The organism is Pseudomonas sp. NFACC42-2, from assembly GCF_900116055.1.
Taxonomy (GTDB): domain Bacteria; phylum Pseudomonadota; class Gammaproteobacteria; order Pseudomonadales; family Pseudomonadaceae; genus Aquipseudomonas; species Aquipseudomonas marginalis.
In genome coordinates this window covers 36,340-60,775 of sequence record NZ_FOZO01000007.1, presented here as the reverse complement: position 1 = coordinate 60,775, position 24,436 = coordinate 36,340, and the positions used below count along the sequence as shown (strand labels likewise).

Sequence of the window (24,436 nt, the reverse complement as noted above, 5' to 3'; positions counted from 1 at the left end):
TGTGGGAGGGGGCAAGCCCCCTCCCACATTTGACTGTGGTGACGCTCAGGTTACTTGGGGTAACCGGCCCGCTTCATTTCCCGCTCGGTGGTGGTCTGCGCCGCAGTCAATGCCGCATCGACCGTCTGCTGACCGGTCAGCGCACCGGAGAAGAACTTGCCGACCTGGGTGCCAATCGCCTGGAACTCGGGAATGGTCACCAGCTGGATACCGATATACGGCACCGGCTTGAGGGTCGGCTTGGTCGGGTCGGCGACTTTCAGCGATTCCAGGGTCACCTTGGCGAACGGTGCAGCCTTCATGTACTCGTCGCTGTAGGTCGACTTGCGCGTACCTGGCGGCACGTTGGCAACGCCGTCGGTCTTGGCGACCAAGGCACCGTATTCCTTGGAGGTGGCCCAACTGGTGAACACCTTGGCGGCATCCTTGGCCTTGGAGCTGGTCGGGATCGCCAGGCTCCAGGAGTACAGCCACGACGTGCCCTTGTCGGTTTTTTCGTGGGGGGCAAAGGTGAAGCCCACATGGTCGGCCACTTTGCTTTGGGTCTTGTCGGTGACGAACGAGCCGGCGACGCTGGCATCGACCCAGATCGCGCACTTGCCGCTGTTGAACAGCGCCAGGTTTTCGTTGAAACCGTTGCTGGAAGCACCCGGCGGGCCGGATTTCTTCATGTTGTCGACGTAGAAGTTCAGCGCGTCCTTCCACTCGGGGCCGTTGAATTCAGGCTGCCACTTTTCATCGAACCAGCGCGCACCGTAGCCGTTGGCCAGGGTGGTGATCAGCGCCATGTTCTCGCCCCAACCGGCTTTGCCGCGCAGGCACAGGCCGTATTGCTCTTTGCTCTTGTCGGTGAGTTTGGCCGCGAATTCGCCGATCTGGCTCCAGGTCGGATGTTCGGGCATGCTCAGCCCGGCGTCCTTGAACAGGTCGGTGCGGTAGTAGGTGATCGAGCTTTCCGCGTAGAACGGCAGGGCGTACAGCGAACCCTTGACGGAAAGACCGTCACGCACGGAAGGGAATACGTCGTCGAGGTCGTAGGACGCCGGCAGGTCCTTCATCGGCTCCAGCCAACCCTTGGCGCCCCAGAGTGCGGCTTCGTACATGCCGATGGTCAACACATCGAACTGCCCGCCCTGGGTGGCGATGTCGGTGGTCAGGCGTTGGCGCAGCACGTTTTCTTCCAGCACCACCCAGTTCAGCTTGATCTCCGGATGCTCGGCCTCGAAGGTTTTCGAGAGCTTCTGCATGCGGATCATGTCGCTGTTGTTGACGGTGGCAATGGTCAGGGTTTGCGCGCCAAGGCTGACGGCGCTGAGGGTCATACAGGTACAGGCAAGCAGAGCTTTTGCTGTGAACTTCATCGCGCACTCCATTTCCGCGCCCAGGGGCTACGGAAGGACAGTTATTGTTGTTGTGTCTTCCTACAGGGAGTCAGGAAGAGTGTGCGTTGATTACAGCCTTCAAATGGGGTTGTGACAAATCCTTGGGAGCACTTGGACTGATACTTTTTTGCACTCGTCAGGTAAGCAGCTGAAACCATCAAGCGGAGCAGGCGGTGCGGGAGGCAATCTTGATCTACAACCAGCAATGACCGCACCTGTCTTTAAAATACAAAACGCCCGATGCTGTTCATCGGGCGTTAGGATGAAACAGGTGCAAACCTATTTCAGGACTAGACAGGTATCGATGAATCTCTGGATTTCTTCATCAAGTGGCCTGACCGTTTCCATTGGGTCGCCATCCTGATTCGGCTATACAGGTTATTGGGTGACGGCTTGCGTTGTGTCAAGGCTGATCGGTCGGGTCAGGTCTCTAACCCGGGCAATATCAAATCTGCGCTGTGCCATTGCATTGATATCAAAGACGCCGACGTTATATTTTGGTCCGGTGAATGCGTTGCCAAAATGGTTGAGTCCTCTGCCGACTTTGCCACTGTTCAGTGTTTTTTCCAGCCCGGCTTTCATTGATGTTTCTGAATTGAATGTCGCCAACCCATAGTTGGGATCGTAATAAAACCAGCTCTTTTTGCTGGCGTCGACGGGGTCGACCCTAACCCCCGCGAGCATGGCATGATCTTTCGTGGCGATCAGCAAGGTCTTCGAAGTCTCGGCGTTACCCAGTGTTGTGCCAATATCCTTGTAGGGCGTGAGGACGCCTGAGGTCCCGGTTTGAAAGGTGCTTTGTCTGTCTACGTTAGCTTGCAACGCTGACAGCTCTGAGATGAATTTTGAACCACCAGCGGACTTCGGGTTGGCCATGGCAATATGCACGTTATCGATCAACGTGTTTTCGGTGCCCTCCGAGAGCGCGAGCGCCATCGTATTGGACAGGGCAGCACATTCACCGTCGGAGCCTGGTTGTGTCAGGGCAAGATAATAGCCTTGGGACATTCCACGACTGGTTCCGCGCGCACCCTCTACTTCTCGATTGAAAGTCTCAATGTTGATGCGGGAATCGGCAATGATGAGTCTTTCCCGTTGCCGAACCAGGCTTCCCACTTGTTCGGCGCTTAGCGGGGTGTCTGCAATCAGTTGTCTGATTCGGTCTTTGCCCATGTCGTTGCGGTAGCCCGGTATAGTTTCCGGTTTCAAGCTGTTGTAGCCGGCTTTAAAGGCTTGCTCATCTCTTAGCTGCGCGTTCATGAGGTTGATCTCGAACCGGGCGGGTATATCCGGATCGGGTTTGGCATCGGAAAAAAAGTCAAACAGGCCATTGACGTTGCGTTGGTTACTTTCAGGCACGAACCCTTTTAGCGCAGGCCCATCAGCCGCCATTGTCTTGGGGTTATAGGCATACCACTCGCCGTCCTGGAAAATGGCCGTGAGTTTGACAAGTGCAGAGGTATCGCCATTTCTCACCGTGCCATCAGCCATGTCCGCAGTCGGGACAAACGCCTCTCCAATTGGCTTTGTATATTGGCCGCCCTGCATTCTGCTCACGGAGCTGAACGCCTCCTCGGTGCCGGTGGTAGTCAGGTCTTGGAGCACAATGCTTTCTGTTTCCTCGATCCCAAACCTTTCGACGAATTTCGCCGAGGCCTTGGCCGCCGCCCAGGCCGCGCCGGATTTGGCCACATTCCAGAGTTTGCCGACGCCCTCGGTAAATACGTAGATCGCGATATCAACGCCCAGGTCTTTTACCGCCTCCCCATATTCACCGTGGTAGATGTCCACGAGGCTCGAGCCTCCCGGGAAGAAGCGCAAACCTTTCTGGAAGTAGTCACTGAGCTCCAAACCGTTTTCAACAGCGTTGTTCAGCCCACGTTGTGTAGCGAGTACAGCCGCCTTGTTCAAGTACACGCTGTCAACCAGCACCTCGGCGAGGTGCTGTATTCTCGTTCCGTCATAGCTGGAAAGGTCAGTTTTGTCGTTCTCCGCATATAAGGGTCGCCTCCCGTGTGCAAAGTGATCCGGGTCGACGAGGCTGTTTTGATCAAGGCGTGTTATGAGGACCTTGGATTTGATATCCGGTTTTGGTTCGGCGTCGGTTTGAAACGCGGCTGTGTCGACGGTTTCTTCGGTGGTTTGGCCGTAAGGTGCTCTCTGTTCGATATTGGGGACCGGCACTATTTTTCCATAGGCTGGATAGATCGCAAACGTTCTGGACTGCTCCTTATGGGTGAACTGCATCAGGATGCCACTACCGGTGCCTTTCACTTGCAGGATTGTCGCAGAGCCATTGTTAACGATGTCTCGGTCCGCCAGCGGGAGCTGGCTGAACATGTTTTTGAACAGGGAAATGGTGTGGGCCCTGCGTAGGGCGAAGTCTTCTTCAAATGCCTGATTGAATTGCGCGTTGATGTCAGGCAACTCGGAGGCGCGCGCGCGAAGGGCATCGAAGTCGGGCCCCCTCGTTGACTCCCAGCGCCAGCCTTCACCCAGGCGGCCGGCTTCATAGACATCGACAATACTTGCCCGAGTATTGGAAAACATTCCTAACGGGCCAGCCATTTCAGTGAGGTACGGACGCTCATAGTGGATATCGGTACCCCATTTTTCCCTCAGCGCTGACAGGGCCATTTCCCTTCTGCTTGGTGGGTTGAAGGTACTCAAGTAGTGCCTGGCACTGGAGATGTCATCATTTTGTTTTTTGAGCTTCTCCTGGCTGCTGGCGAGCTGTTCAAGGGTGTATTCGTCCTTGTCATTTCTCACGATATGGCCATTCACGATGGCCCAATCCAGCACCGGGTTCATCCGAGCGACAGAGTGCAGTTGGGATTCACGTTCGGAAATGGGGCTGATCCGGTGAAGGTTCATGACTTGTCCGAAGGTCATACCCGAGGCGGCACCGGGAGCGTTCAGTTCGATCCGATTGACGGCGGTCATAAAGTTGACCCATTCGGTCGAGCCCAGTGTTACGGTCGATGGCACATCTTTAACCAGCAGATGGGGCGCAGCGCCCGTCATCAACAGGTGCGCGGCTACTGGCGCAAGGTTTGCCGGGAATTTTCGATTTGTGGTCAAGTGGTTGTTGAACAGCTCACGAATCTTGTCCGTGCCCAACCCCCAATTGTCCTTATGCATCAGATCAAAGCCTGCGAGGGTATTGCGCGAGGTGCCGGCCGCGGGATCAAGCTCCAGTAACAACGCGGTCAGCAGCCACTGCTTGAGGCTGGTCGAAGTGACTGCACCCTTCATCTCGGTTTGCAGATTCGTGGCCAGTTCCTGGGCGCTGTCACTGGACAGCAGTTGGTTCAGCGCTTGTTCAGGGCTGTTGCTGAGCTTGGGCACTTGGGCGCTCAGGTAGCTCAGGAGGTTGGGATGGGTGCCGATGGATTGTTTTACGAAGGTACTCACCGCCTCGCGTTGGGCCTTGCTCAGCGGGAGGCCCGTGGCCAGAAACCCCCAGTTATTACCCAGTGTCGGCGCTTGCGGCAGGGGAGTCTGCAGAGCCTGTAACAGGTTGTCGACCTGCGCTGCCGACTTCGCCTCGTACCAGCCCTGATCCGTGAGGAATTTCTGCACGGTCGTCACGCCTTTAGGGCGGTGGGATGAGCCCGGATCGACAATGAAACGGGTGGTGTCGTCGTTGTCGATATTGCCGTGCTTGAGCTGACTGATCAGTGCATAGCGATCATTGCTATCCCCCAATGCGGTTTTTTGCTGGTTCAGCCAATTCACCATTTGTTCCGGGTGGTCCGGGTTCCTTGGGAACTTCTTCATGCTTTCCAGCTGCGTCATGCTGCGTTCGAATGCCTGGCTGTGGGGGGGCGTAGTGATGCCATAAAAACGGCCTACCCATTCCAGCGGTGCGTTAGTGGTGCTGGCGTCAGACAGCGTGATCGGCTTTCCAGGCGTCGCAAATACCCTGGCGGCGTTGAGCACCGGCGCCAGCACGTCGAAATGCTCGGGGTAGTTTTTCGCAAAGTCGGCGGCGCTGAAGCGCTGGTCAACGCCGTTGACTTTGCCGATCAGCGCCTCGCGATTGGGGTCAAAGCGCAAGGAGGTCAAATCAACCTTGTGTTTCTCCGCCCACTCGGTGAAACCGCGCGCCTTGATGGCTTTGTCCAGGTAGCTGCGCCATTGGCCGAACAGGCTAGCGGCCGGGATCGGTCCGATCATCTTCGTCGAGGCTTGGGTCGGGTTGTTTTTTACCTCGCGCATTGCGCGATGCGTAGCGGCGGCCAGTGCGCTTTCGGCGCTGGCCAGGGCGTCTTGCGGGGACCGTGCGCCGCCCACTGTCGCGCTGGAGCTGGGCACGACAGCCGCCGCCAGGGTTTCAAGTTTAGAGAGGGGCGCGGGCGCGTCGGCACGCTGTCGCCTGATGGTGTCTTGGCGCTCACGTACACCTTTAGAGAAGTTGTCGTCCGTGCTGGGGTCAATGAGTGCCTTGAAGCCATTGTTACGGGTCATCTCGGTACTTCGATCAAGCAGCGATATCAGCTCGCGTTGACGCCAGTTGGCTTGTTGGCCGTTTTGTTGGCGAGGGATCTCTTCGTTGTAAAAGCTCATGACCTCATACAGCGATGCAGAGGGTGGGGAGGGGTATCGAACAGGTTGCTCCGCTCCAGCCGCCATCTGCCGGACTGCATCTGCAATTTCTGCCCAGACAACACCCCAGCCCGAAAGATCGTTCGGGACAAAGGGGGTATCCTTGCCATTTACCTTGCCTGTCAGCTCCCCGGTGACGGGGTGGATACGAACGCTGCCGGGCTCAACGTTGTGCTCTTGTGCAAAGGTTGTAAAGGCACTGCCGGTCAGCGCATCCAGAAGGTTTTTGCGCACCTGGTTGAAGGTCGAATACTCCGGAATCTCTTTGAGCACCGGCGGGAATTCTTCGCCTTCGACTCGGGCTTGAGGGGCGAGCCTCATCACGGCCTGGCTGCACTGCTGCGCCAGGGTTCGATCGGCGTCCTGGACCTTTCGTGCCGCAGTTGGAGATGTGAACCTATCAAGGCGTTGAGTCAACTGATCCGGCGGTAAATTCATAAGCCGCTGACTGGCTTCGCTTTGTCGCTGTTTGACCGGGGCGTAAACGGTCGCGTAGTGCGGATCGGTGCTGCTGAAGGCGTGGAAGGTACCCTCGCGCAGCAATTGTCCGATGCTGAACAGCGTGTCGTCGCTGCGTATGCCACCCAGTTGCAGGCCGTAAAACGAGGCTATGTTGTAAGCCGATGCGTGTTCCCTATCGCGAAAAATGACACCGCCTTGTTTCCCCGCGAGGACTTTTCTGGCTGCGCTCATCACTTGGGCCGACGCAGCTGCCCAGTCCGCGTCCCGATGCAGGTAGAGGTTGACCGGCACCTTGTCGCGCATTTCGGTCAGTTGTCCACTGGAGTCGATCATCAATCCGCGAACATCGATCTTCCTGGCCTCGGCAAACGATTTAAAGGGTTCCGAGTGCAGCGCCTCGGCAAGTTCGGCCCAGGCTTGGCCGAAGGTTGAGTCAGCCGGCACAGCAAGCTTGTCCTCTGCATCGCTGGAGTGACCTTTCTCGACGGCAAGCCGTTGGCGCATCAAGCTATTGGCCACACCTATGGCCAATTGCCGATCACCACTGTCGACCAGGGCATTGGTGAATTGGCGCAGCGCCGCAGTGCGTGCAGGGGAGGCCGGTTCAGGTGTATGCAGATCTCGGCGTAAGCGCGACGGTACAGGGCGAGTGCGGGGGGTGTCAGGTGTTGAGCCGTCAAGTATTTCCTGGATCAGTTGAGCGTAAGTTTTTTGCGCGTCGAGAGCGCTTGGCTGGTTCAGATGTTGCTCCACCTGATTGAGCAGCGCTGTGTCCGTCAGTGGCTCATGACTGCTTTTAATCAACTGGCTGATGCGCTCGGCTACGCTGGGGTGTTCCTTTGTCACGGCGAATCTGAGCAATTGCTCGATACGTTCGCGGGCTGGCGCCAGTCCATCATTCGATTGCGCGGATGCAGGGAACGTTTGAATGTTCTTCAGGCGCTTATGAAAAAACTCAATGACTTGAGAGGTTACTGAACCCGCGGTTGTCTTGGGCCGACTCGACTCGTTTGTAGCCGTGGCGCTGACAATATGTGACGGACGAATGCTGATCATGGGGCTGCCCTTTTACCGACGTATTTATAAGCACGGCCTCTCGACAGATTCGGAGAGGTACTTCAATACGTGGCCAAGGGACTGATGGGCGTTCCTATGCAGGGCTGTGAGAAAGTTGAGTGATTGTAAGTCTTTGTCTGGATTGGTCAGGCCAGGTTTTGTTCCGTCAAACGCTGAACCGCCAAACGGCGGTAGTGAGAGGGGGTCATCCCCTTGAGCTGCTGAAAGCGCCGGTTGAAGTTGGAAATGTTGTTGAAGCCTGACTCGAAACACACATCCGTCACGGCCTTGTCGCCATCGGCCAGCAGCTCGCAGGACTTGCTGATGCGCAGCCGATTTACAAACTCGATAAACGTGCGCCCGGTCGCCTGCTTGAACACCCGGGAAAAGTACGTCGGCTTCATCCCCAGGTGTTCCGCCACTTCCTCCAGGGGCAACTCGCGCGCGTAGTGGGCGAAAATGTAGTCCACCGCGCGGTTGGTGCGGTCGATACTGTGTTCATCCGCCAGTTGCGGCGTGGTCACGCCGGACAGCAACTGGTAGTCCTCACAGCTGCTCAACACTTCCAGCAGGATAAAGAAGTGCCCCAGACGCGCCATGCCCCGGGCATCTTCGATACGCTGCATCAGGGTCATGGCCTGGGCGATGGTTTTCTTGCAGCGAAACTCAATGCCGGACTGCGCGCGTTCCAGCATGGGCGTCAAGGTCTTGAGCTCGGCGAAAATATGGCTGCCCTGCTCGAACAGCTCATCAGTGAAATTCACCAGCATGTCGCGCTTTGGCACCACTTCGTCTTCCTCCACCTGGCTGATCCAGTTGTGGGGCAGGTTGGGCCCCGTGAGGAACAGGCTTTCCGGATAGAAGTTGCCGATGTAGTCCCCGATAAACACCTTGCCGGAACTGGCGACGATCAGGTGCAGTTCGTATTCCTTGTGGAAATGCCAGCGCACCAGCGGGCAGGGGAAACCATGCTGGCGATAGATGATGGACAGGCCGTTGTGATCGTCCATCAGCTCGTAGGAAGGGTCGGTGATTCGCGTTGCTCGGGTCATGCTGCCGTCGCTTTATTGTGGTTGCCGCTTGGAATAATGCTCCCTCGCGCACGACCTCGCCAGCCCGCGGTTTACAGGCTACGGTTTTTCGCCTCGATCCACTGGGACATGTACTGCGTACTTTTATGCGCATGGTGGCGCAGCATGCTGCCGGTGAAGTTGCTGCGGCGATGGGCGGCGAGGTGGCTGCGGCAGTGTTGCAGGCACTCCACCAGTGCAGGTCCGTGGACAGCGCGGTCATAGCGGCGGGCAATCAGTTGGTGCCCATCCTGCTGGGCCTGGGTCCAGCGTTCGCGATCCTGATAAAGCACCACGGCCGCCGCTGCCAGCGCTTCGGCGCATTGCTCGATGGCGCCGGGCCATGGCCGCTCGTCGCCCATGGCCTCGGCGCCGATGGGGGTGGTGATGTTGGGCGTGCCGCACAGCATCGCATCGGCCAGCTTGCCCTTGATACCCGCGCCAAAGCGCAGGGGCGCCAGGCAGATGCGCGCAGCGGTCATCACTTGCAGGGCATCTTCGGCCCAGTTCATCACATGAAAGCCCTGCGCCGGGTTGTGCAGGGCGGTGGCCTTGGGCGGGGTGTAGGCGCCGTAGATATGCAGCTGGGCGCCCGGCAATTGCTGGCGAATCAATGGCCAGACGCTGTTCTTCATCCACAGGACGGCGTCCCAGTTCGGCGCATGGCGGAAGTTACCGATGCTGAGGAAGTGCGCACGCTCTTCGAACGGCACCAAGGCCTCGGTTGGCGGCGTCATCATCAGCGGGCACCAGTGGAGCAGGGCGGCGGGCAGCTTGAACTGTTCGGTGAGCAGGCGGATTTCCACGTCGGAGATCATCAGGCTGATGTCGCAGCGGTAAATCGCGGCGATTTCGCGCTTGGTCAGGTCGGTGTCGGCCATCAGTTGGAACTCCTCCTCCAGGGCCGGGGCGAACAGCGCGCTGAAGTCGTCGCTGCCCGGGTGGGCCTTGAGGTGCGCCTTGAGGCGCTGCTGACGGGCGTCGCGCAGGCTTTGCAGGTCGGAGGTTTCCAGCACGCGCAGGGCGTCGGGGCAACACTTCTCCACGCGCCAGCCAAACTGTTCTTCCATCATGAAACGGTCGAACAGCACGATATCCGGAGCTAACTCGCGGACAAAATCGTCAAAGCTGCTGTTATTGAGCTCGATCGCGCATTCGGCGATGCCCAGTGCCAGCAGGTCGGCCTTGTGCTCGCCCAGTGCTGCCGGGCTGCTGAAGGTAATATCCCAACCTTGTGTAAGAAAAGTTTCGAGAATCTGCATCATGTGCCCGCCCGCGGCCGAGGAACGGGGCTCCGGCCAGACATAACCAATGACCAGGACTTTGGTGGCGGGCTGATTCATCGACAACGGTTTCCTTAGGGGGCAGGCGCAAAGCGCGCAATTAAACCACAACCGTGTGGCATGACAATTTGTGTCTGGCGGTAGGTAGCCACGGTACTTTGTGGTTAACTTCCGCCTCTCGAATTCGTTTAACCAAAACCCAGCATAAGGATTCTGTTCATGGCTCAAGTCACTCTTCGCGGTAACCCTGTCCAGGTTGAAGGCGAATTGCCGAAAGTCGGCTCTGAAGCAGCAGACTTCACCCTGACCGCCGGCGATCTGTCGGATGCAACCCTGGCTACCTTTGCCGGCAAGCGCAAAGTGCTGAACATCTTCCCAAGCGTCGACACCCCGACCTGCGCCACGTCGGTACGCAAGTTCAACGCCCAGGCCAACGAGCTGAACAACGCCGTCGTACTGTGCATCTCCACCGACCTGCCATTCGCCCAGGCGCGTTTCTGCGGCGCCGAAGGCCTGGAAAACGTGAAAAACCTGTCGGACTTCCGTGACCCTGGTTTCGCCGTCGATTACGGCGTAGCGATTGCCGACGGCCCACTCAAAGGCCTGACCGCCCGTGCGGTGGTGGTGCTGGACGAAAACAACACCGTGCTGCACAGCGAACTGGTTTCGGAAATTGGCCAGGAGCCGAACTACGAAGCGGCCCTGGCTGTTTTGAAGTAACTGTTGCGGCGCGTTACTGTCGTTTTGCAGTAACACCCTTAAGACATGATTGCGGCCTGGCCTAGTCCAGGCCGTTTTTATTTGTGGCTCAGACGTTTAGCGAAATAGCCTGCAGACTAAGCCGCAGAAGTTAAAAGTTGTAAGCCCAAGGTAAATAGCCGGTAAAGGCGCTTTTCTTAACGCGCTCCAGTGCTTATCTTTCAGCCTCCCGAAGAAGAAGCTCTCGCGCCCAATGGTTGATCACTCCATGCAATCCTCCCCCCGCAACTCTCGCCGCTGGCTGTTCGGCCTGCTCGTGCTGCTGGTTATCGCCGGCCTGTGCTGGAAATTCTGGCCAGGCGGCGCCGCCCACAAAGACGCACCGGCCGGGCATACCGGTAAAACCGGCATGGCGCGCCCGGGGTTCGGCGGGTCCACCGGCCCTGTGCCGGTGCGTGTAGCACCGGCGGTGCTGGGGGAGTTCCCGGTGTACTACAAGGCCTTGGGCACGGTCACCGCGCTCAATACCATCAATGTGCGCAGCCGGGTGGGTGGCGAGCTGGTCAAGATCGCCTTTGAAGAAGGGCAGATGGTCAAGGCCGGCGACCTGCTGGCCGAGATCGACCCGCGCAGCTACCAGAATGCCTTGCTCCAGGCCCAGGGCACGCTGATGCAGAACCAGGCCCAGTTGAAAAACGCCCAGGTCGACGTGCAGCGTTATCGCGACCTGTACGCCCAGGACAGTATCGCCAAGCAGACCCTGGACACCGCCGAAGCGCTGGTCCTGCAATACCAGGGCACGGTCAAGACCAACCAGGGCGCGGTGGACGACGCCAAGCTCAACCTCGAGTTCACCAAGATCCGCGCGCCTATCAGTGGTCGCGTCGGCTTGCGCCAGGTCGATGTGGGCAACCTGGTGGCGGCCAACGACACCACCTTCCTTGCGGTGATCACCCAGACCCAACCGATCAGCGTGGCCTTCACCCTGCCGGAAAACACCCTGGAAACCGTGCTCGCCCGTTATCACGCCGGTAACAAGCTGCCCGTGGAAGCCTGGGACCGTGGCGACGTCAAACGGCAGGCCACCGGCGTGCTGCAAAGCCTGGACAACCAGATCGACGTCACCACTGGCACCCTGAAATTCAAGGCGCGTTTCGATAACAAGGACCAGGCGCTGTTCCCCAACCAGTTCGTCAACGTGCATCTGCTCGCCGATACCTTGCACAACGTGGTGCTGGCGCCGTCCGCCGCGATTCAGTTCGGCAACACCGGCACCTTTGTCTACAAGCTCGATGGCGACAAGAAGGTCAAGGTCCAGCCGCTGGTGGTGGGTGACACCGATGGCGACAACACTGTGATCAAGGAAGGCCTGGTTGCTGGCGACCGTGTGGTGCTGGAAGGCACCGACCGCCTCAAGGACGGCAGCGAGATCGAAGTGGTCAACGACAGCAGCGAAGTGCCGACGACGCCCACCGAACACCTGCAAGGCAAGCCGGCGGCTAAAGGGGAGACCGGCACCACCGCCGGCAAGGCGCAAAAGGTCGGTTCATGAACCTGTCGCGGCTGTTTATCCTTCGCCCGGTCGCCACCACGCTGAGCATGCTGGCGATTGTTTTGGCCGGCATTATTTCCTACCGCTTGTTGCCGGTCTCGGCGCTGCCCCAGGTGGATTACCCGACCATCCGGGTGATGACCCTGTACCCCGGCGCCAGCCCTGATGTGATGACCAGCGCGGTCACCGCGCCCCTTGAGCGCCAGTTCGGGCAGATGCCTGGCCTGACCCAGATGGCGTCCACCAGTTCCGGCGGCGCCTCGGTGCTGACCCTGCGTTTCAACCTCGATATCAATATGGACGTCGCCGAGCAACAGGTGCAGGCCGCGATCAATGCCGCCACCAACCTGCTGCCCAAGGATTTGCCGGCGCCGCCGGTGTACAACAAGGTCAACCCGGCGGATACCCCGGTGTTGACCCTGGCCATTACCTCCAAGACCATGCTGCTGCCCAAGCTCAATGACCTGGTCGACACACGCATGGCGCAGAAGATCGCGCAGATCAGCGGCGTCGGCATGGTCAGCATCGCCGGTGGCCAGCGCCAGGCCGTGCGCATCAAGGTCAACCCCGAAGCCCTGGCGGCCAACGGCTTGAACCTCTCCGATGTGCGCACCCTGATCGCCGCGTCCAACGTCAACCAGCCCAAGGGCAACTTCGACGGCCCCACGCGGGTGTCGATGCTCGATGCCAACGACCAGTTGGTATCACCCCAGCAATACGCCGAGCTGATCCTGGCCTACAACAATGGCGCGCCTTTGCGCCTCAAGGATGTGGCACAGATCGTCGACGGCGCCGAAAACGAACGCCTTGCCGCCTGGGCCAATGAAAACCAGGCCGTACTCCTTAATATCCAGCGCCAGCCGGGCGCCAACGTGATCGAGGTGGTCGACCGCATCAAGGCGCTGCTGCCGAGCATCACCGACAACCTGCCGGCCGGCCTCGACGTGACGGTGCTGACCGATCGTACCCAGACCATCCGCGCCTCGGTCACCGATGTGCAGCACGAATTGCTGATCGCCATCGCCCTGGTGGTGATGGTGACGTTCCTGTTCCTGCGGCGCGTCAGCGCCACGATCATCCCGTCGATTGCCGTGCCGTTGTCGCTGGTGGGCACCTTCGGGGTGATGTACCTGGCCGGGTTCTCCATCAATAACCTGACGCTGATGGCCCTGACCATTGCCACCGGGTTTGTGGTGGACGATGCCATCGTGATGCTGGAGAACATCTCCCGCTATATCGAGGAAGGGGAGACGCCGCTGGCCGCCGCGCTCAAGGGCGCCAGGCAGATCGGCTTTACCCTGATTTCCCTGACCCTGTCGCTGATTGCCGTCTTGATCCCGCTGCTGTTCATGGCTGATGTGGTGGGACGGCTGTTCCGCGAATTTGCCATCACCCTGGCGGTGGCGATCCTGATTTCCCTGGTGGTGTCCCTGACGCTCACGCCGATGATGTGCGCGCGTTTGCTCAAGCGCGAGCCCAAGGAAGAAGAGCAGAGCCGTTTCTACAAGGCCAGCGGTGCCTGGATCGATTGGTTGATCGAAGCCTACGGGCGCAAGTTGCAATGGGTGCTCAGGCACCAGCCGCTGACCCTGTTGGTGGCCATCGCGACCCTGGGCCTTACGGTTGTGCTGTACCTGGTGGTGCCCAAGGGCTTTTTCCCGGTACAGGACACCGGGGTGATCCAGGGTATTTCCGAAGCGCCGCAGTCGATTTCATTCGCCGCCATGAGCCAGCGCCAGCAGGAGCTGGCGCAGATCATCCTCACCGACCCGGCGGTGGAAAGCCTGTCGTCCTATATCGGTGTGGATGGCGATAACGCCACCCTCAACAGCGGCCGCTTGCTGATCAACCTCAAGCCCCACGGCCAGCGCGACTTGAGCGCGGCCCAGGTGATCACGCGCCTGCAACCGCAAATCGACAAGCTGGTGGGCATCCGCCTGTTCATGCAGCCGGTGCAGGACCTGACCATCGAAGACCGTGTCAGCCGCACCCAGTACCAGTTCAGCATGTCCTCGCCGGACGCCGACCTGCTGGCCCTGTGGAGCGGCAAGCTGGTGCACGCATTGAGCCAGATGCCGGAACTCACCGACGTCGCCAGCGACCTGCAGGACAAAGGCCTGCAGGTGTACCTGGTGATCGACCGCGACGCGGCCTCGCGCCTGGGCGTCAGTGTGTCAACCATCACCGATGCACTGTATGACGCGTTCGGCCAGCGGCAGATTTCCACCATCTACACCCAGGCCAGCCAGTACCGCGTGGTCTTGCAGGCCCAGTCGGGGGAAACCCTGGGCCCGGCGGCGCTGAACCAGATCCATGTGAAAACCACCGACGGCGGCCAGGTGCGCCTGTCCAGCCTGGCCCATGTGGAACAGCGCCAGGCGCAGTTGGCGATTGCGCATATCGGCCAGTTCCCGGCGGTGATGATGTCGTTCAACCTGGCCCCCGGCGTTGCCCTGGGCAAAGGCGTGGAGCTGATCAACCAGGCGCAGAAGGACATCGGCATGCCGGTGGGCGTGCAGACCCAGTTCCAGGGCGCGGCCCAGGCGTTCGAGGCATCGCTGTCGAGCACCTTGCTGCTGATCCTGGCGGCGGTGGTCACCATGTACATCGTGCTGGGTGTGCTCTATGAGAGCTATATCCACCCGATCACCATTCTCTCGACCTTGCCGTCGGCAGCGGTAGGGGCCTTGCTGGCCCTGCTGCTCAGTGGCAATGACCTGGGCATGATCGCGATCATCGGCATCATCCTGCTGATCGGTATCGTCAAGAAGAACGCGATCATGATGATCGACTTCGCCCTCGACGCCGAACGAAACCAGGGCCTGGACCCGCAGACCGCGATCTACCAGGCGGCGCTGCTGCGCTTCCGGCCGATCCTGATGACCACCCTGGCCGCCCTGTTCGGTGCAGTGCCATTGATGCTCGCCACCGGCTCCGGTGCCGAACTGCGCCAGCCACTGGGCCTGGTGATGGTCGGTGGCCTGCTGGTGAGCCAGGTGTTGACGCTGTTCACCACGCCGGTGATCTACCTGTACTTCGATCGCCTCGGCCGCCGCTGGCGCAAAGAGCCGCAAAGCCTGGAGCCGGTTGAGTCATGAACCTGTCCGGACCTTTCATTCGCCGGCCGGTAGCGACCCTGCTGCTGAGCCTGGCGATCATGTTGCTGGGCGGTGTCAGCTTCAACCTGCTGCCGGTGTCGCCGCTGCCGCAGATCGATTTCCCGGTGATCGTGGTCTCGGCCAGCCTGCCCGGCGCCAGCCCCGAGGTGATGGCCTCCACGGTGGCCACGCCGCTGGAGCGTTCCTTCGGCGCGATTGCCGGCATCACCACCATGAGCAGTTCGTCGAGCCAGGGCTCCACCCGGGTGATCCTGGCGTTCGACTCCGACCGTGATATCAACGGCGCCGCGCGGGAAGTGCAGGCGGCCATCAATGCCTCGCGCAACCTGCTGCCCAGCGGCATGCGCAGCATGCCCACCTACAAGAAGATCAACCCGTCCCAGGCGCCGATCATGGTGCTGTCGCTGACCTCGGACGTGTTGCAGAAGGGCCAGTTGTACGACCTGGCCTCGACCATCCTCTCCCAAAGCCTGTCCCAGGTGCCGGGGGTGGGCGAGGTGCAGATCGGCGGCAGCTCCCTGCCGGCGGTGCGTATCGAGCTGGAACCCAAGGCCCTCGACCAGTACGGCGTGGCCCTGGACGACGTGCGCAACACTATCGCCAATGCCAACCAGCGTCGGCCCAAGGGCTCCCTGGAAGACGGGGAGCGCAACTGGCAGATCCAGGCCAACGACCAGTTGGAAAAGGCCAAGGACTACGAACCGTTGCTGATTCGCTACCAGGACGGTGCCGCCCTGCGCCTCAAGGATGTGGCGAAGATCAGCGACGGCGTGGAAGACCGCTACAACAGTGGCTTCTTCAACAATGATTCAGCGGTGCTGCTGGTGATCAACCGCCAGTCCGGCGCCAACATCATCGAGACCGTCAGGCAGATCAAGGCGCAACTGCCGGCGTTGCAGGCGGTGCTGCCGTCCAGCGTCAAGCTCAGCCTGGCCATGGACCGCTCGCCGGTAATCACCGCGACCCTGCATGAAGCCGAGATGACCCTGCTGATTGCGGTGGGCCTGGTGATCCTGGTGGTGTACCTGTTCCTCGGCAACTTCCGCGCCTCGCTGATTCCAACCCTGGCGGTGCCGGTGTCGCTGGTGGGCACGTTCGCGATCATGTACCTGTACGGGTTCTCACTGAACAACTTCTCGCTGATGGCGCTGATCCTGGCCACCGGCCTGGTGGTGGACGATGCCATCGTGGTGCTGGAGAACATTTCCCGGCATATCGACGCCGGCGTGCCGCCGATGAAAGCGGCGTACCTGGGGGCCGAGGAAGTCGGCTTTACCCTGCTGTCGATGAACGTATCGCTGGTGGCGGTGTTCCTCTCGATCCTGTTCATGGGCGGGATCGTCACCAACCTGTTCCGCGAGTTTTCCATCACCTTGTCGGCGGCGATCATCGTGTCGCTGATCGTGTCGCTGACGTTGACGCCGATGCTCTGCGCCCGTTGGCTCAAGCCCCACGTGAAAGGGCAGATGACCGGCCTGCAGCGTTGGAGCCAGAAGATCAACGACCGCATGGTGGCCGGCTACGCCACCAGCCTGGACTGGGTGCTGCGCCATCGCCGCCTGACCTTGCTCAGCCTGCTGCTGACCATTGGCGTGAACGTGGCGCTCTACGTGGTGGTCCCGAAGACCTTTATGCCGCAACAGGACACCGGCCAATTGATCGGCTTTGTGCGCGGGGATGACGGCCTGTCGTTCAGTGTCATGCAGCCGAAGATGGAAATCTTCCGCAAGGCGGTGCTCAACGACCCGGCGGTGCTCAGCGTGGCCGGCTTTATCGGCGGTAACAACGGCACCAACAACGCGGTGATGCTGGTCCGCCTCAAGCCCATCAGCGAACGCAAGGTGTCCGCCCAGGCGGTGATCGAGCGCCTGCGCAAGGATGTACCGCTGGTGCCGGGCGGGCGCCTGTTCCTGATGGCCGACCAGGACCTGCAATTCGGCGGCAGCCGTGACCAGACCAGCGCGCAGTATTCCTACATCCTGCAAAGCGGCGACCTGGCCGCGCTGCGCCTGTGGTACCCGAAAGTGGTCGCGGCGCTGCGTGAGCTGCCGGAACTGACCGCCATCGACGCCCGTGAAGGGCGCGGCGCGGCCCAGGTCACGCTGATTGTCGACCGCGACCAGGCCAAGCGCCTGGGCATCGACATGGACATGGTCACCGCGGTGCTCAACAACGCCTACAGCCAGCGGCAGATCTCCACCATCTACGACAGCCTCAACCAGTACCAGGTGGTGATGGAGGTCAACCCCAAATACGCCCAGGACCCGATCACCCTCAACCAGATGCAGGTGATCACCTCCAGCGGCGCGCGGGTGCCGTTGTCGACCATTGCCCATTACGAGAACAGCCTGGCGGACGACCGCGTCAGCCATGAAGGCCAGTTCGCCTCGGAAAACATCGCCTTCGACATGGCCCCCGGGGTCACGGTGGAGCAGGGCACGGCGGCCATCGAGCGCGCGATTGCCAAGGTCGGCCTGCCGGAAGATGTGATCGCCAAGATGGCCGGCACCGCCGATGCCTTTGCCGCAACCCAGAAGGGGCAGCCGTTCATGATCCTCGGCGCGCTGGTGGCGGTGTACCTGGTGCTGGGCATTCTGTATGAGAGCTACATTCATCCGCTGACGATTCTCTCGACCCTGCCGTCGGCCGGCGTCGGCGCGATGCTTGCCATCTACCTGACGGGAGGGGAGTTCAGCCTGATTTCCCTGCTCGGCCTGTTCCTGTTGATCGGGGTGGTGAAGAAGAACGCGATCCTGATGATCGACCTGGCGTTGCAGCTGGAACGCAACGATGGGCTGGGCCCGCTGGAATCGATTCGCAGCGCCTGCCTGTTGCGTCTGCGGCCGATCCTGATGACCACCCTGGCGGCCATCCTCGGCGCCTTGCCGTTGCTGCTGGGCTCCGGCGATGGCGCGGAAATGCGCCATCCCCTGGGCCTGACCATCATTGGCGGCCTGATCTTCAGCCAGGTCCTGACCCTCTACACCACCCCGGTGGTTTACCTCTATCTCGACCGCGCGCGCCACCGCTTCAACGCCTGGCGCGGCGTGCGTACCGATGCTGCCCTGGACACTGCGCTATGACCGATTCAACCTTCGCCAAATTGGCCATGATCCGGGGTTCCCGTGTTGCGAGCCTGGTGCTTTGCGGCGCACTGCTCAGCGCTTGCGCCGTCGGCCCCGATTACCATCGCCCGGAAGTCACTGAACCCGCGCAGTTCAAGGAAGCCCAGGGCTGGCGCCAGGCCGCGCCGAGTGATTCCCTGGCCCGTGGCGCCTGGTGGGAGCTGTATGGCGACCGCCAACTCAACGACCTGGTGCTGCGCCTGAATAATTCCAACCAGACCGTGGCCCAGGCGGAAGCGCGTTTTCGCCAGGCCCAGGCCCTGGTGCGCAGTTCACGCGGGGCGTTTTACCCCAGCGTCGACCTGAGCGCGGGCAAAACCCGCGCCAGCCAGGGCACCGGCAGCAGCAGCGCCAGCCTCAGCAGTTCCAGCAGCGGGATCCGTGACACCCTCAATGCGCAGCTCGGCGTGAGCTGGGAAGCCGATATCTGGGGTAAGTTGCGCCGTGGCCTGGAGGCCAACGAGGCCAGTGCCGAAGCCAGCTCGGCGGATCTGGCCGCGATGCGCCTGAGCCAACAGTCGGAACTGGTGCAAAGCTACCTGCAACTGCGGGTCATGGACGAGCAGACCCGCCTGCTGCAAGCCACGCTGGACACCTACCAGCGCTCCCTGCAAATGACCGAAAACCAGTACCGCGCCGGGGTTTCCGGCAAGGACGCGGTGGCCCAGGCGCAAACCCAGCTCAAGACCACCCAGGCCAGCCTGATCGACCTGATCTGGCAACGCGCTCAACTGGAAAACGCCATCGCCGTGTTGATCGGCGAGGCACCGGCCAACTTCAACCTGGCGGTGAGCAAGGACATCCCGGCCCTGCCGCAGATTCCGGTCAGCCTGCCGTCGCAATTGCTTGAACGGCGCCCGGACATCGCCTCGGCCGAACGCTCGGTGATCGCCGCCAACGCCAATATCGGCGTGGCCAAGGCCGCCTATTACCCGGACCTGACGCTGAGCCTGGCCGGTGGCTACTCCAGCAGCACCTATGCCGACTGGATCAGCCTGCCGAACCGCTTCTGGTCGGTAGGGCCGAAACTGGCCATGACCCTGTTCGACGGCGGCCAGCGCTCGGCGGAAGTCGACCGCACCGTGGCGTCCTATGACGAAACCGTGGCCAAGTACCGCCAGACCGTGCTCGACGGCTTCCGTGAAGTGGAAAACTACATGGTCCAGCTCAAGGTGCTGGAAGACGAGGCGGTGGTCAGCAACGAAGCCCTCGAGGCCGCCCGAGAATCGCTGCGCTTGACCCAGAACCAGTACAAGGCCGGGCTGATTGCCTATCTGGATGTGGTGACGGTCCAGGCCACGGCGCTGAGCAACGAGCGCACCGTGTTGACCCTGTTGCAGAGTCGCCTGGTGGCCAGCGTGCAACTGATCGCCGCGCTGGGCGGCGGCTGGGATGGGCAGACGCCGATTGCCGAGAAGGATTGATTACGCGTCAAGTGGGGGCCTTGACCTGGCTGAGGGCCCTGAGCTTGCGCCGACGCTTGACCCGCAACATGCCGGAGTAGCGGCGGTGGTTTTTTGAGTTGAGGACCAGGACATAGATCAAGGCCGAGATGAGCGTGGATAGGTTGAGCAGCGTAGGTGGGTGACTGGCGAGATAACCGGTCGCCAATAGAATATTCACGATTGCCACGAGCATGAGTACTCGGGGCGCATAACGAAACCCTTGGCATAGCATTATTTGCCCAGCGTTAAAAACTAGGCAAAGCGTCATGCCGGTCGCAAACGCATATTCATTGGGCAAGTGATGGCTTTCTGCGTAGTACGCCAGGCTAAGTGACATGTTGGCGGCGATATTGTTGAGACTAAGCAATAGAGCACCGCCGAACGACGGCAAGAATCGATAGGCGTAACGGCGCCATATCCGGTACTCGCGCAGAGGGTCGGTGTCATCAGTCATGGCTGTCGAACTCCTCATACAGGGCAATAATCATGTGGCTGATATTCCCTGACAGCGCGCTGCCAGTAACCGATAGGGTCGCTCCGATTTGATCTTTGATTTGAGTGAGGATGTCCTGGCGTAATTGTGAATTGCTATACCGTTTGGGTAACTCCCCGGCCAGCTGTTTCAGCCGGACGATTTCGAATGGGTGGCGGGGATTTTTAAGCCGCAGGATTTCGTCCGTTAACGCTGCCCGTTCCTGACGGCTCATGGCCCGCAGGATGTCCGTCATGTGGCGCCCCGTCGAACGCCGTATGGCCAACACTGATTTGACCGCTGCGAAGCTGCTGGAGCCTGCTCCCACAAGTGAGATGCCGTCTAAGGCAAGCGTCGTTGCCTGATACCACCTTAACGTGTCGTAGTGATCATTCTGGGCGGGATTGATTAACTCGTTTCGGGTCCTCCATAAACTGTTCAAACACTGTGCCCCACTGGCCGCTGTCCCGACAAAAGCGATGTAGGTCAATACTAGGCTCGCACCTAGGGTAAATGGCGCTGCCGCGATACCCGTTTTCGCCACGATGTAGCTAATCACAGCTCCGCCGCAGGAAATCGCCATCCCCGATGCCTCCTTCCATAGCTGTGATTCACGCGGGGAACTTGCCGCCAGTTCTGCATATTCGTCGGCAGTTTTAATAGACCCGGCCGCCTCGCGCAAAATCACCCGTTTGGGCTTGATACTGCACAGCGGCACAAACTCGCGTAACACTGTTACCTGATAGTCGCCGCTGATATGCACCACTCCAGCACCAACGATGCCGGGGTCGGCGTCGATGGTTCGATAGAGTTCGGGCAGGTCCAACAGACTCATGAGTCGTTGACGGGTGGTGGAGTGTGCATCCGGCACACCGCTACGCAGGAAATCGCTTGGCATCCTTTCACCGGTGAGTCGATAGAGGTGAAAGAGCCTGGGGAATAGTTCCCGGTTTTTATGTCAGGCTGTTCGCTATGTTTTGTAGGAACATGCCTGCCAGTTATCTGATGCTTTTGAGTCGGTGGATTGACGTCAAATTGCCACTAATGGCCCTCTGATAATTAATCAACTGTCCAAGAATTATTCTCGCTACAATCGCCCGCTTTGCCACTTGGCACGGGCGTTTCGGGTCCGTTGCCCACGAGAAGTCCCATGCTTATCGGTAGCTATTCCCCCTCCCTGGTCGCGATCTCGCTGTTTGTCGCGATCCTCGCTTCCTACACCGCCCTGGACCTCACCGGCCGCATCGCGACCGCCAAGGGGCGCGCTGTGTATTTATGGATAGCCGGCGGGGCCATGGCGATGGGGGTAGGCGTCTGGTCCATGCACTTTATCGGCATGCTGGCGTTGCGCCTGCCGTTTGCCTTGGGCTTCGACATCGGTATCACCGCGCTGTCGTTGTTGATCGCGGTATTGTCCTGCGGCTTTGCATTATGGCTGGTCAGCCAAGCGCGTTTGCCTGCCTGGCAACTGGCGTTTGGCGCGCTGGTCATGGGCAGCGGTATTGCCAGCATGCACTACACCGGCATGGCCGCGATGCGCATGACGCCGGGCATCGACTATGACCCCACGCTATTTGGCCTGTCGTTGCTGATCGCGGTGGTGGCGTCCGGAGCCGCGCTGTTGATTGCGTTCAACCTGCGCCGCAACACGCCTTACGTACGCCTGGCCCGTGGTGGTGCGGCGGTGGTGATGGGCTTTGCAATCGTCGGCATGCATTACACCGGCATGGCGGCCGCACGCTTTGCCGATGAAAGCTACTGCGCCGCCGTGCTGGACGGCTTGAGCGGCAAGGGCCTGGATAACCTGGTGTTGGTGACGACCCTGGCGGTACTGGCCATCGCGTTGCTGACGTCGTTGCTCGACGCGCGCCTGGAAGCCCGCACTGCGGTGCTCGCCGACTCACTGACCCAAGCCAACCAGGAACTGACCCACCTGGCCCTGCACGACATGCTCACCGGCCTGCCCAATCGCACCTTGCTGGCCGATCGTATTCAACAGGCCATCGAGGCGGTAAAGGAGCAGGGCGGTTGCTTTGCCCTGATGTTCATCGACCTGGACGGCTTCAAGCCGGTCAACGATGCTTTTGGCCATCACATGGGCGACCAGTTGTTGCGCGAAGTCGGCCTGCGCCTGCGCGAGGACCTGCGCAGTCACGACACCCTGGCGCGCATCGGCGGCGATGAGTTCGTATTGCTGGTGCAGTTGACCCAGCCCGACGATGCCCTGGGCCTTGCCGAACGCCAGGTGGTGCTGATCAACCGCGCGTTCCAGGTGGCCGAGCATGAGCTGAAGATTTCCGCCAGCGTCGGCATCGCCGTGTTCCCGGGCAATGGCAACACCCCCCAGGAACTGTTGATGAACGCCGACGCCGCCATGTACCACGCCAAGGGTATGGGCAAGAACGGCTACAGCTTCTTTGATGTGTCGATGAACACCAATGCGCGCAAGCAATTGCAGCTGCTGCAAGACCTGCGCAATGCCCTTGAGCACGAGCAGTTCCGGCTGTATTACCAGCCCAAGTTTGATGCGATCAGTGGGATCCCGGTGGGCGCCGAAGCGCTGGTGCGCTGGGAGCATCCGCAACAAGGCGTGTTGTTGCCGGCGACCTTTATCGAACTGGCGGAAAAAACCGGCCTGATCATCCCCATCGGCGAATGGGTGCTCAATGAAGCCTGTCGCCAAATGAGCCTGTGGTACGCCCAGGGTTATGAGCACTGGCGCATCGCGGTGAACTTGTCGGCGTTGCAGTTTTGCCACGCCGGGCTGGTCAACAGCGTGGCCGGCGCACTGGCGCGGCACCGGTTGCCGGCCAACAGCCTGACCCTGGAAATCACCGAGACCACGGCGATGAGCGATGCCGATGCGAGCATGACGGTGTTGCAGCAGCTGTCGGACATGGGCGTGGACCTCTCCATCGACGATTTCGGTACCGGCTACTCCAGCCTGATGTACCTCAAGCGCCTGCCGGCCAACGAGTTGAAGATCGACCGTGGTTTTGTGCGGGACCTGGAGCACGACAGCGACGACGCCGCCATCGTGTCTGCCATTGTTGCCTTGGGCCAGGCGCTGGGGTTGCGAATCGTCGCCGAAGGTGTGGAAACCGATGTGCAGCAGAGTTTTCTCACGCGGTTGGGGTGCAACGCCTTGCAAGGCTACCTGCTTGGCCACCCGTTGCCGGCGGACGGTTTCATGGACCATATCCAGCGCGGCGAAGACGCAGCCGCGCCTGACAAAAGCCGTGCGTGACGGTTAGTATCGGATCCAACCCTAAACACCAGGTTGGATCAGGAGATCGCACGCATGGACAAAGTCCTCATCATCACCGGGGGGAGCCGTGGTATCGGCGCCGAGACGGCATTGCTGGCTGCCCGCGAGGGCTATCGCCTCTGCATCAACTATCACTCCGATGAAAAAGCCGCCCTCAGCGTGCTCGAGCAGGTTCGCGGCCTCGGTGCCCAGGCGATTGCGGTGCGCGCGGATGTCAGTATCGAAGATGAAGTGATTGCGCTGTTCCATCGCGTGGACGCCGAACTGGGCCGGGTCACCGCGTTGGTGAACAATGCCGGCACCGTGGGGCACAAGTCGCGGGTGGATGAGATGTCCGAGTTCCGCATCCTGAACATCCTCAAGACCAACGTGCTCGGCCCGATCCTGTGCGCCAAGCACGCGCTGCTGCGCATGTCGCCCAAGCATGGCGGGCAGGGCGGCAGTATCGTCAATGTGTCGTCGGTGGCCGCACGCCTGGGTTCGCCGGGTGAATACGTCGACTACGCCGCATCCAAGGGCGCACTCGACACCTTCACCCTCGGCCTGTCGAAAGAAGTGGCGGGCGAGGGCATCCGCGTCAACGCGGTGCGCCCCGGCTACATCTTCACCGACTTCCACGCCCTGAGCGGCGACCCGGACCGGGTCAGCAAGCTCGAGTCCGGTATTCCCATGGCCCGTGGCGGGCGGCCGGATGAAGTGGCGGAAGCGATTATCTGGCTGCTGTCGGACAAGGCTTCGTATGCCACGGGGACTTTTCTGGATTTGGGTGGCGGTCGCTAGCTCATGCAGTGCCTGCACCGGCGCCATCGGGGGCAAGCCCCCTCCCACACTTGAGAGTATTCACAGCCCAAAATGTGGGAGGGGGCTTGCCCCCGATGGCGTCAGAAAGCGCAAC

General features: G+C 60.5%; 13 protein-coding genes. 7 read left to right on the top strand and 6 right to left on the bottom strand.

What is annotated here, in order from left to right; genetic code table 11:
• Positions 1-50: 50 nt before the first annotated feature.
• From BM416_RS15320 to BM416_RS15305, 4 genes are all read right to left on the bottom strand, one after another.
• Complete coding sequence (locus BM416_RS15320) at positions 51-1,361, bottom strand: ABC transporter substrate-binding protein (protein WP_027606401.1); 1,311 nt, start codon at positions 1,359-1,361, stop codon at positions 51-53.
• Positions 1,362-1,760: 399 nt separating this feature from the next.
• The gene (locus BM416_RS15315) at positions 1,761-7,508 is read right to left on the bottom strand and encodes a hypothetical protein (RefSeq protein WP_092488605.1); all 5,748 of its coding nucleotides are present in this window, start codon (positions 7,506-7,508) and stop codon (positions 1,761-1,763) included.
• A 146-nt stretch (positions 7,509-7,654) separates the two neighbouring features.
• Positions 7,655-8,560, bottom strand: coding sequence for an AraC family transcriptional regulator (locus BM416_RS15310; protein ID WP_027606399.1), 906 nt, complete (start codon positions 8,558-8,560; stop codon positions 7,655-7,657).
• A 71-nt stretch (positions 8,561-8,631) separates the two neighbouring features.
• Positions 8,632-9,921 (bottom strand): glycosyltransferase, encoded by a 1,290-nt coding sequence (locus BM416_RS15305; RefSeq protein ID WP_092488604.1) that lies wholly within the window; start codon positions 9,919-9,921, stop codon positions 8,632-8,634.
• Positions 9,922-10,080: 159 nt separating this feature from the next.
• Here BM416_RS15305 and tpx point away from each other — a divergent pair, with 159 nt between their 5' ends.
• The 5 genes from tpx to BM416_RS15280 all read left to right on the top strand — a co-directional run bounded on the left by tpx (position 10,081) and on the right by BM416_RS15280 (position 19,780).
• Positions 10,081-10,581: a thiol peroxidase gene (gene tpx / locus BM416_RS15300; RefSeq protein WP_027606397.1), complete on the top strand. Its 501-nt coding sequence runs from the start codon at positions 10,081-10,083 to the stop codon at positions 10,579-10,581.
• A gap of 232 nt (positions 10,582-10,813) precedes the next feature.
• Positions 10,814-12,112: an MdtA/MuxA family multidrug efflux RND transporter periplasmic adaptor subunit gene (locus BM416_RS15295; protein WP_027606396.1), complete on the top strand. Its 1,299-nt coding sequence runs from the start codon at positions 10,814-10,816 to the stop codon at positions 12,110-12,112.
• The gene (locus BM416_RS15290) at positions 12,109-15,210 is read left to right on the top strand and encodes an MdtB/MuxB family multidrug efflux RND transporter permease subunit (RefSeq protein WP_065927846.1); all 3,102 of its coding nucleotides are present in this window, start codon (positions 12,109-12,111) and stop codon (positions 15,208-15,210) included. The genes BM416_RS15295 and BM416_RS15290 overlap by 4 nt, the downstream gene beginning before the upstream one ends.
• Positions 15,207-18,314, top strand: a complete 3,108-nt coding sequence (locus BM416_RS15285; protein WP_092488603.1) for an efflux RND transporter permease subunit — start codon at positions 15,207-15,209, stop codon at positions 18,312-18,314. Before BM416_RS15290 ends, BM416_RS15285 begins: the two co-directional genes overlap by 4 nt.
• Positions 18,311-19,780, top strand: a complete 1,470-nt coding sequence (locus tag BM416_RS15280) for an efflux transporter outer membrane subunit (RefSeq protein ID WP_092488602.1) — start codon at positions 18,311-18,313, stop codon at positions 19,778-19,780. Before BM416_RS15285 ends, BM416_RS15280 begins: the two co-directional genes overlap by 4 nt.
• Before the next feature lie 7 nt (positions 19,781-19,787).
• On the opposite strand, the gene BM416_RS15275 is transcribed toward BM416_RS15280, so the two are convergent.
• Both BM416_RS15275 and BM416_RS15270 read right to left on the bottom strand, forming a co-directional pair.
• Positions 19,788-20,255 carry a hypothetical protein gene (locus tag BM416_RS15275; protein WP_092488601.1) on the bottom strand — a complete coding sequence of 156 codons (468 nt, stop codon included), beginning with the start codon at positions 20,253-20,255 and terminating at the stop codon, positions 19,788-19,790.
• The gene (locus BM416_RS15270; protein WP_256577521.1) at positions 20,248-21,108 is read right to left on the bottom strand and encodes an Ssp4 family T6SS effector; all 861 of its coding nucleotides are present in this window, start codon (positions 21,106-21,108) and stop codon (positions 20,248-20,250) included. Before BM416_RS15270 ends, BM416_RS15275 begins: the two co-directional genes overlap by 8 nt.
• Before the next feature lie 315 nt (positions 21,109-21,423).
• Between BM416_RS15270 and BM416_RS15265 the strand changes: the two genes are divergently transcribed.
• Together BM416_RS15265 and BM416_RS15260 are read left to right on the top strand one after the other, a co-directional pair.
• Positions 21,424-23,520 carry a putative bifunctional diguanylate cyclase/phosphodiesterase gene (locus tag BM416_RS15265; RefSeq protein ID WP_092488599.1) on the top strand — a complete coding sequence of 699 codons (2,097 nt, stop codon included), beginning with the start codon at positions 21,424-21,426 and terminating at the stop codon, positions 23,518-23,520.
• Between the two features lie 54 nt (positions 23,521-23,574).
• On the top strand, positions 23,575-24,321 hold the full coding sequence (locus tag BM416_RS15260) for an SDR family oxidoreductase (protein ID WP_092488598.1): 747 nt from the start codon (positions 23,575-23,577) through the stop codon (positions 24,319-24,321).
• Positions 24,322-24,436 lie beyond the last annotated feature (115 nt).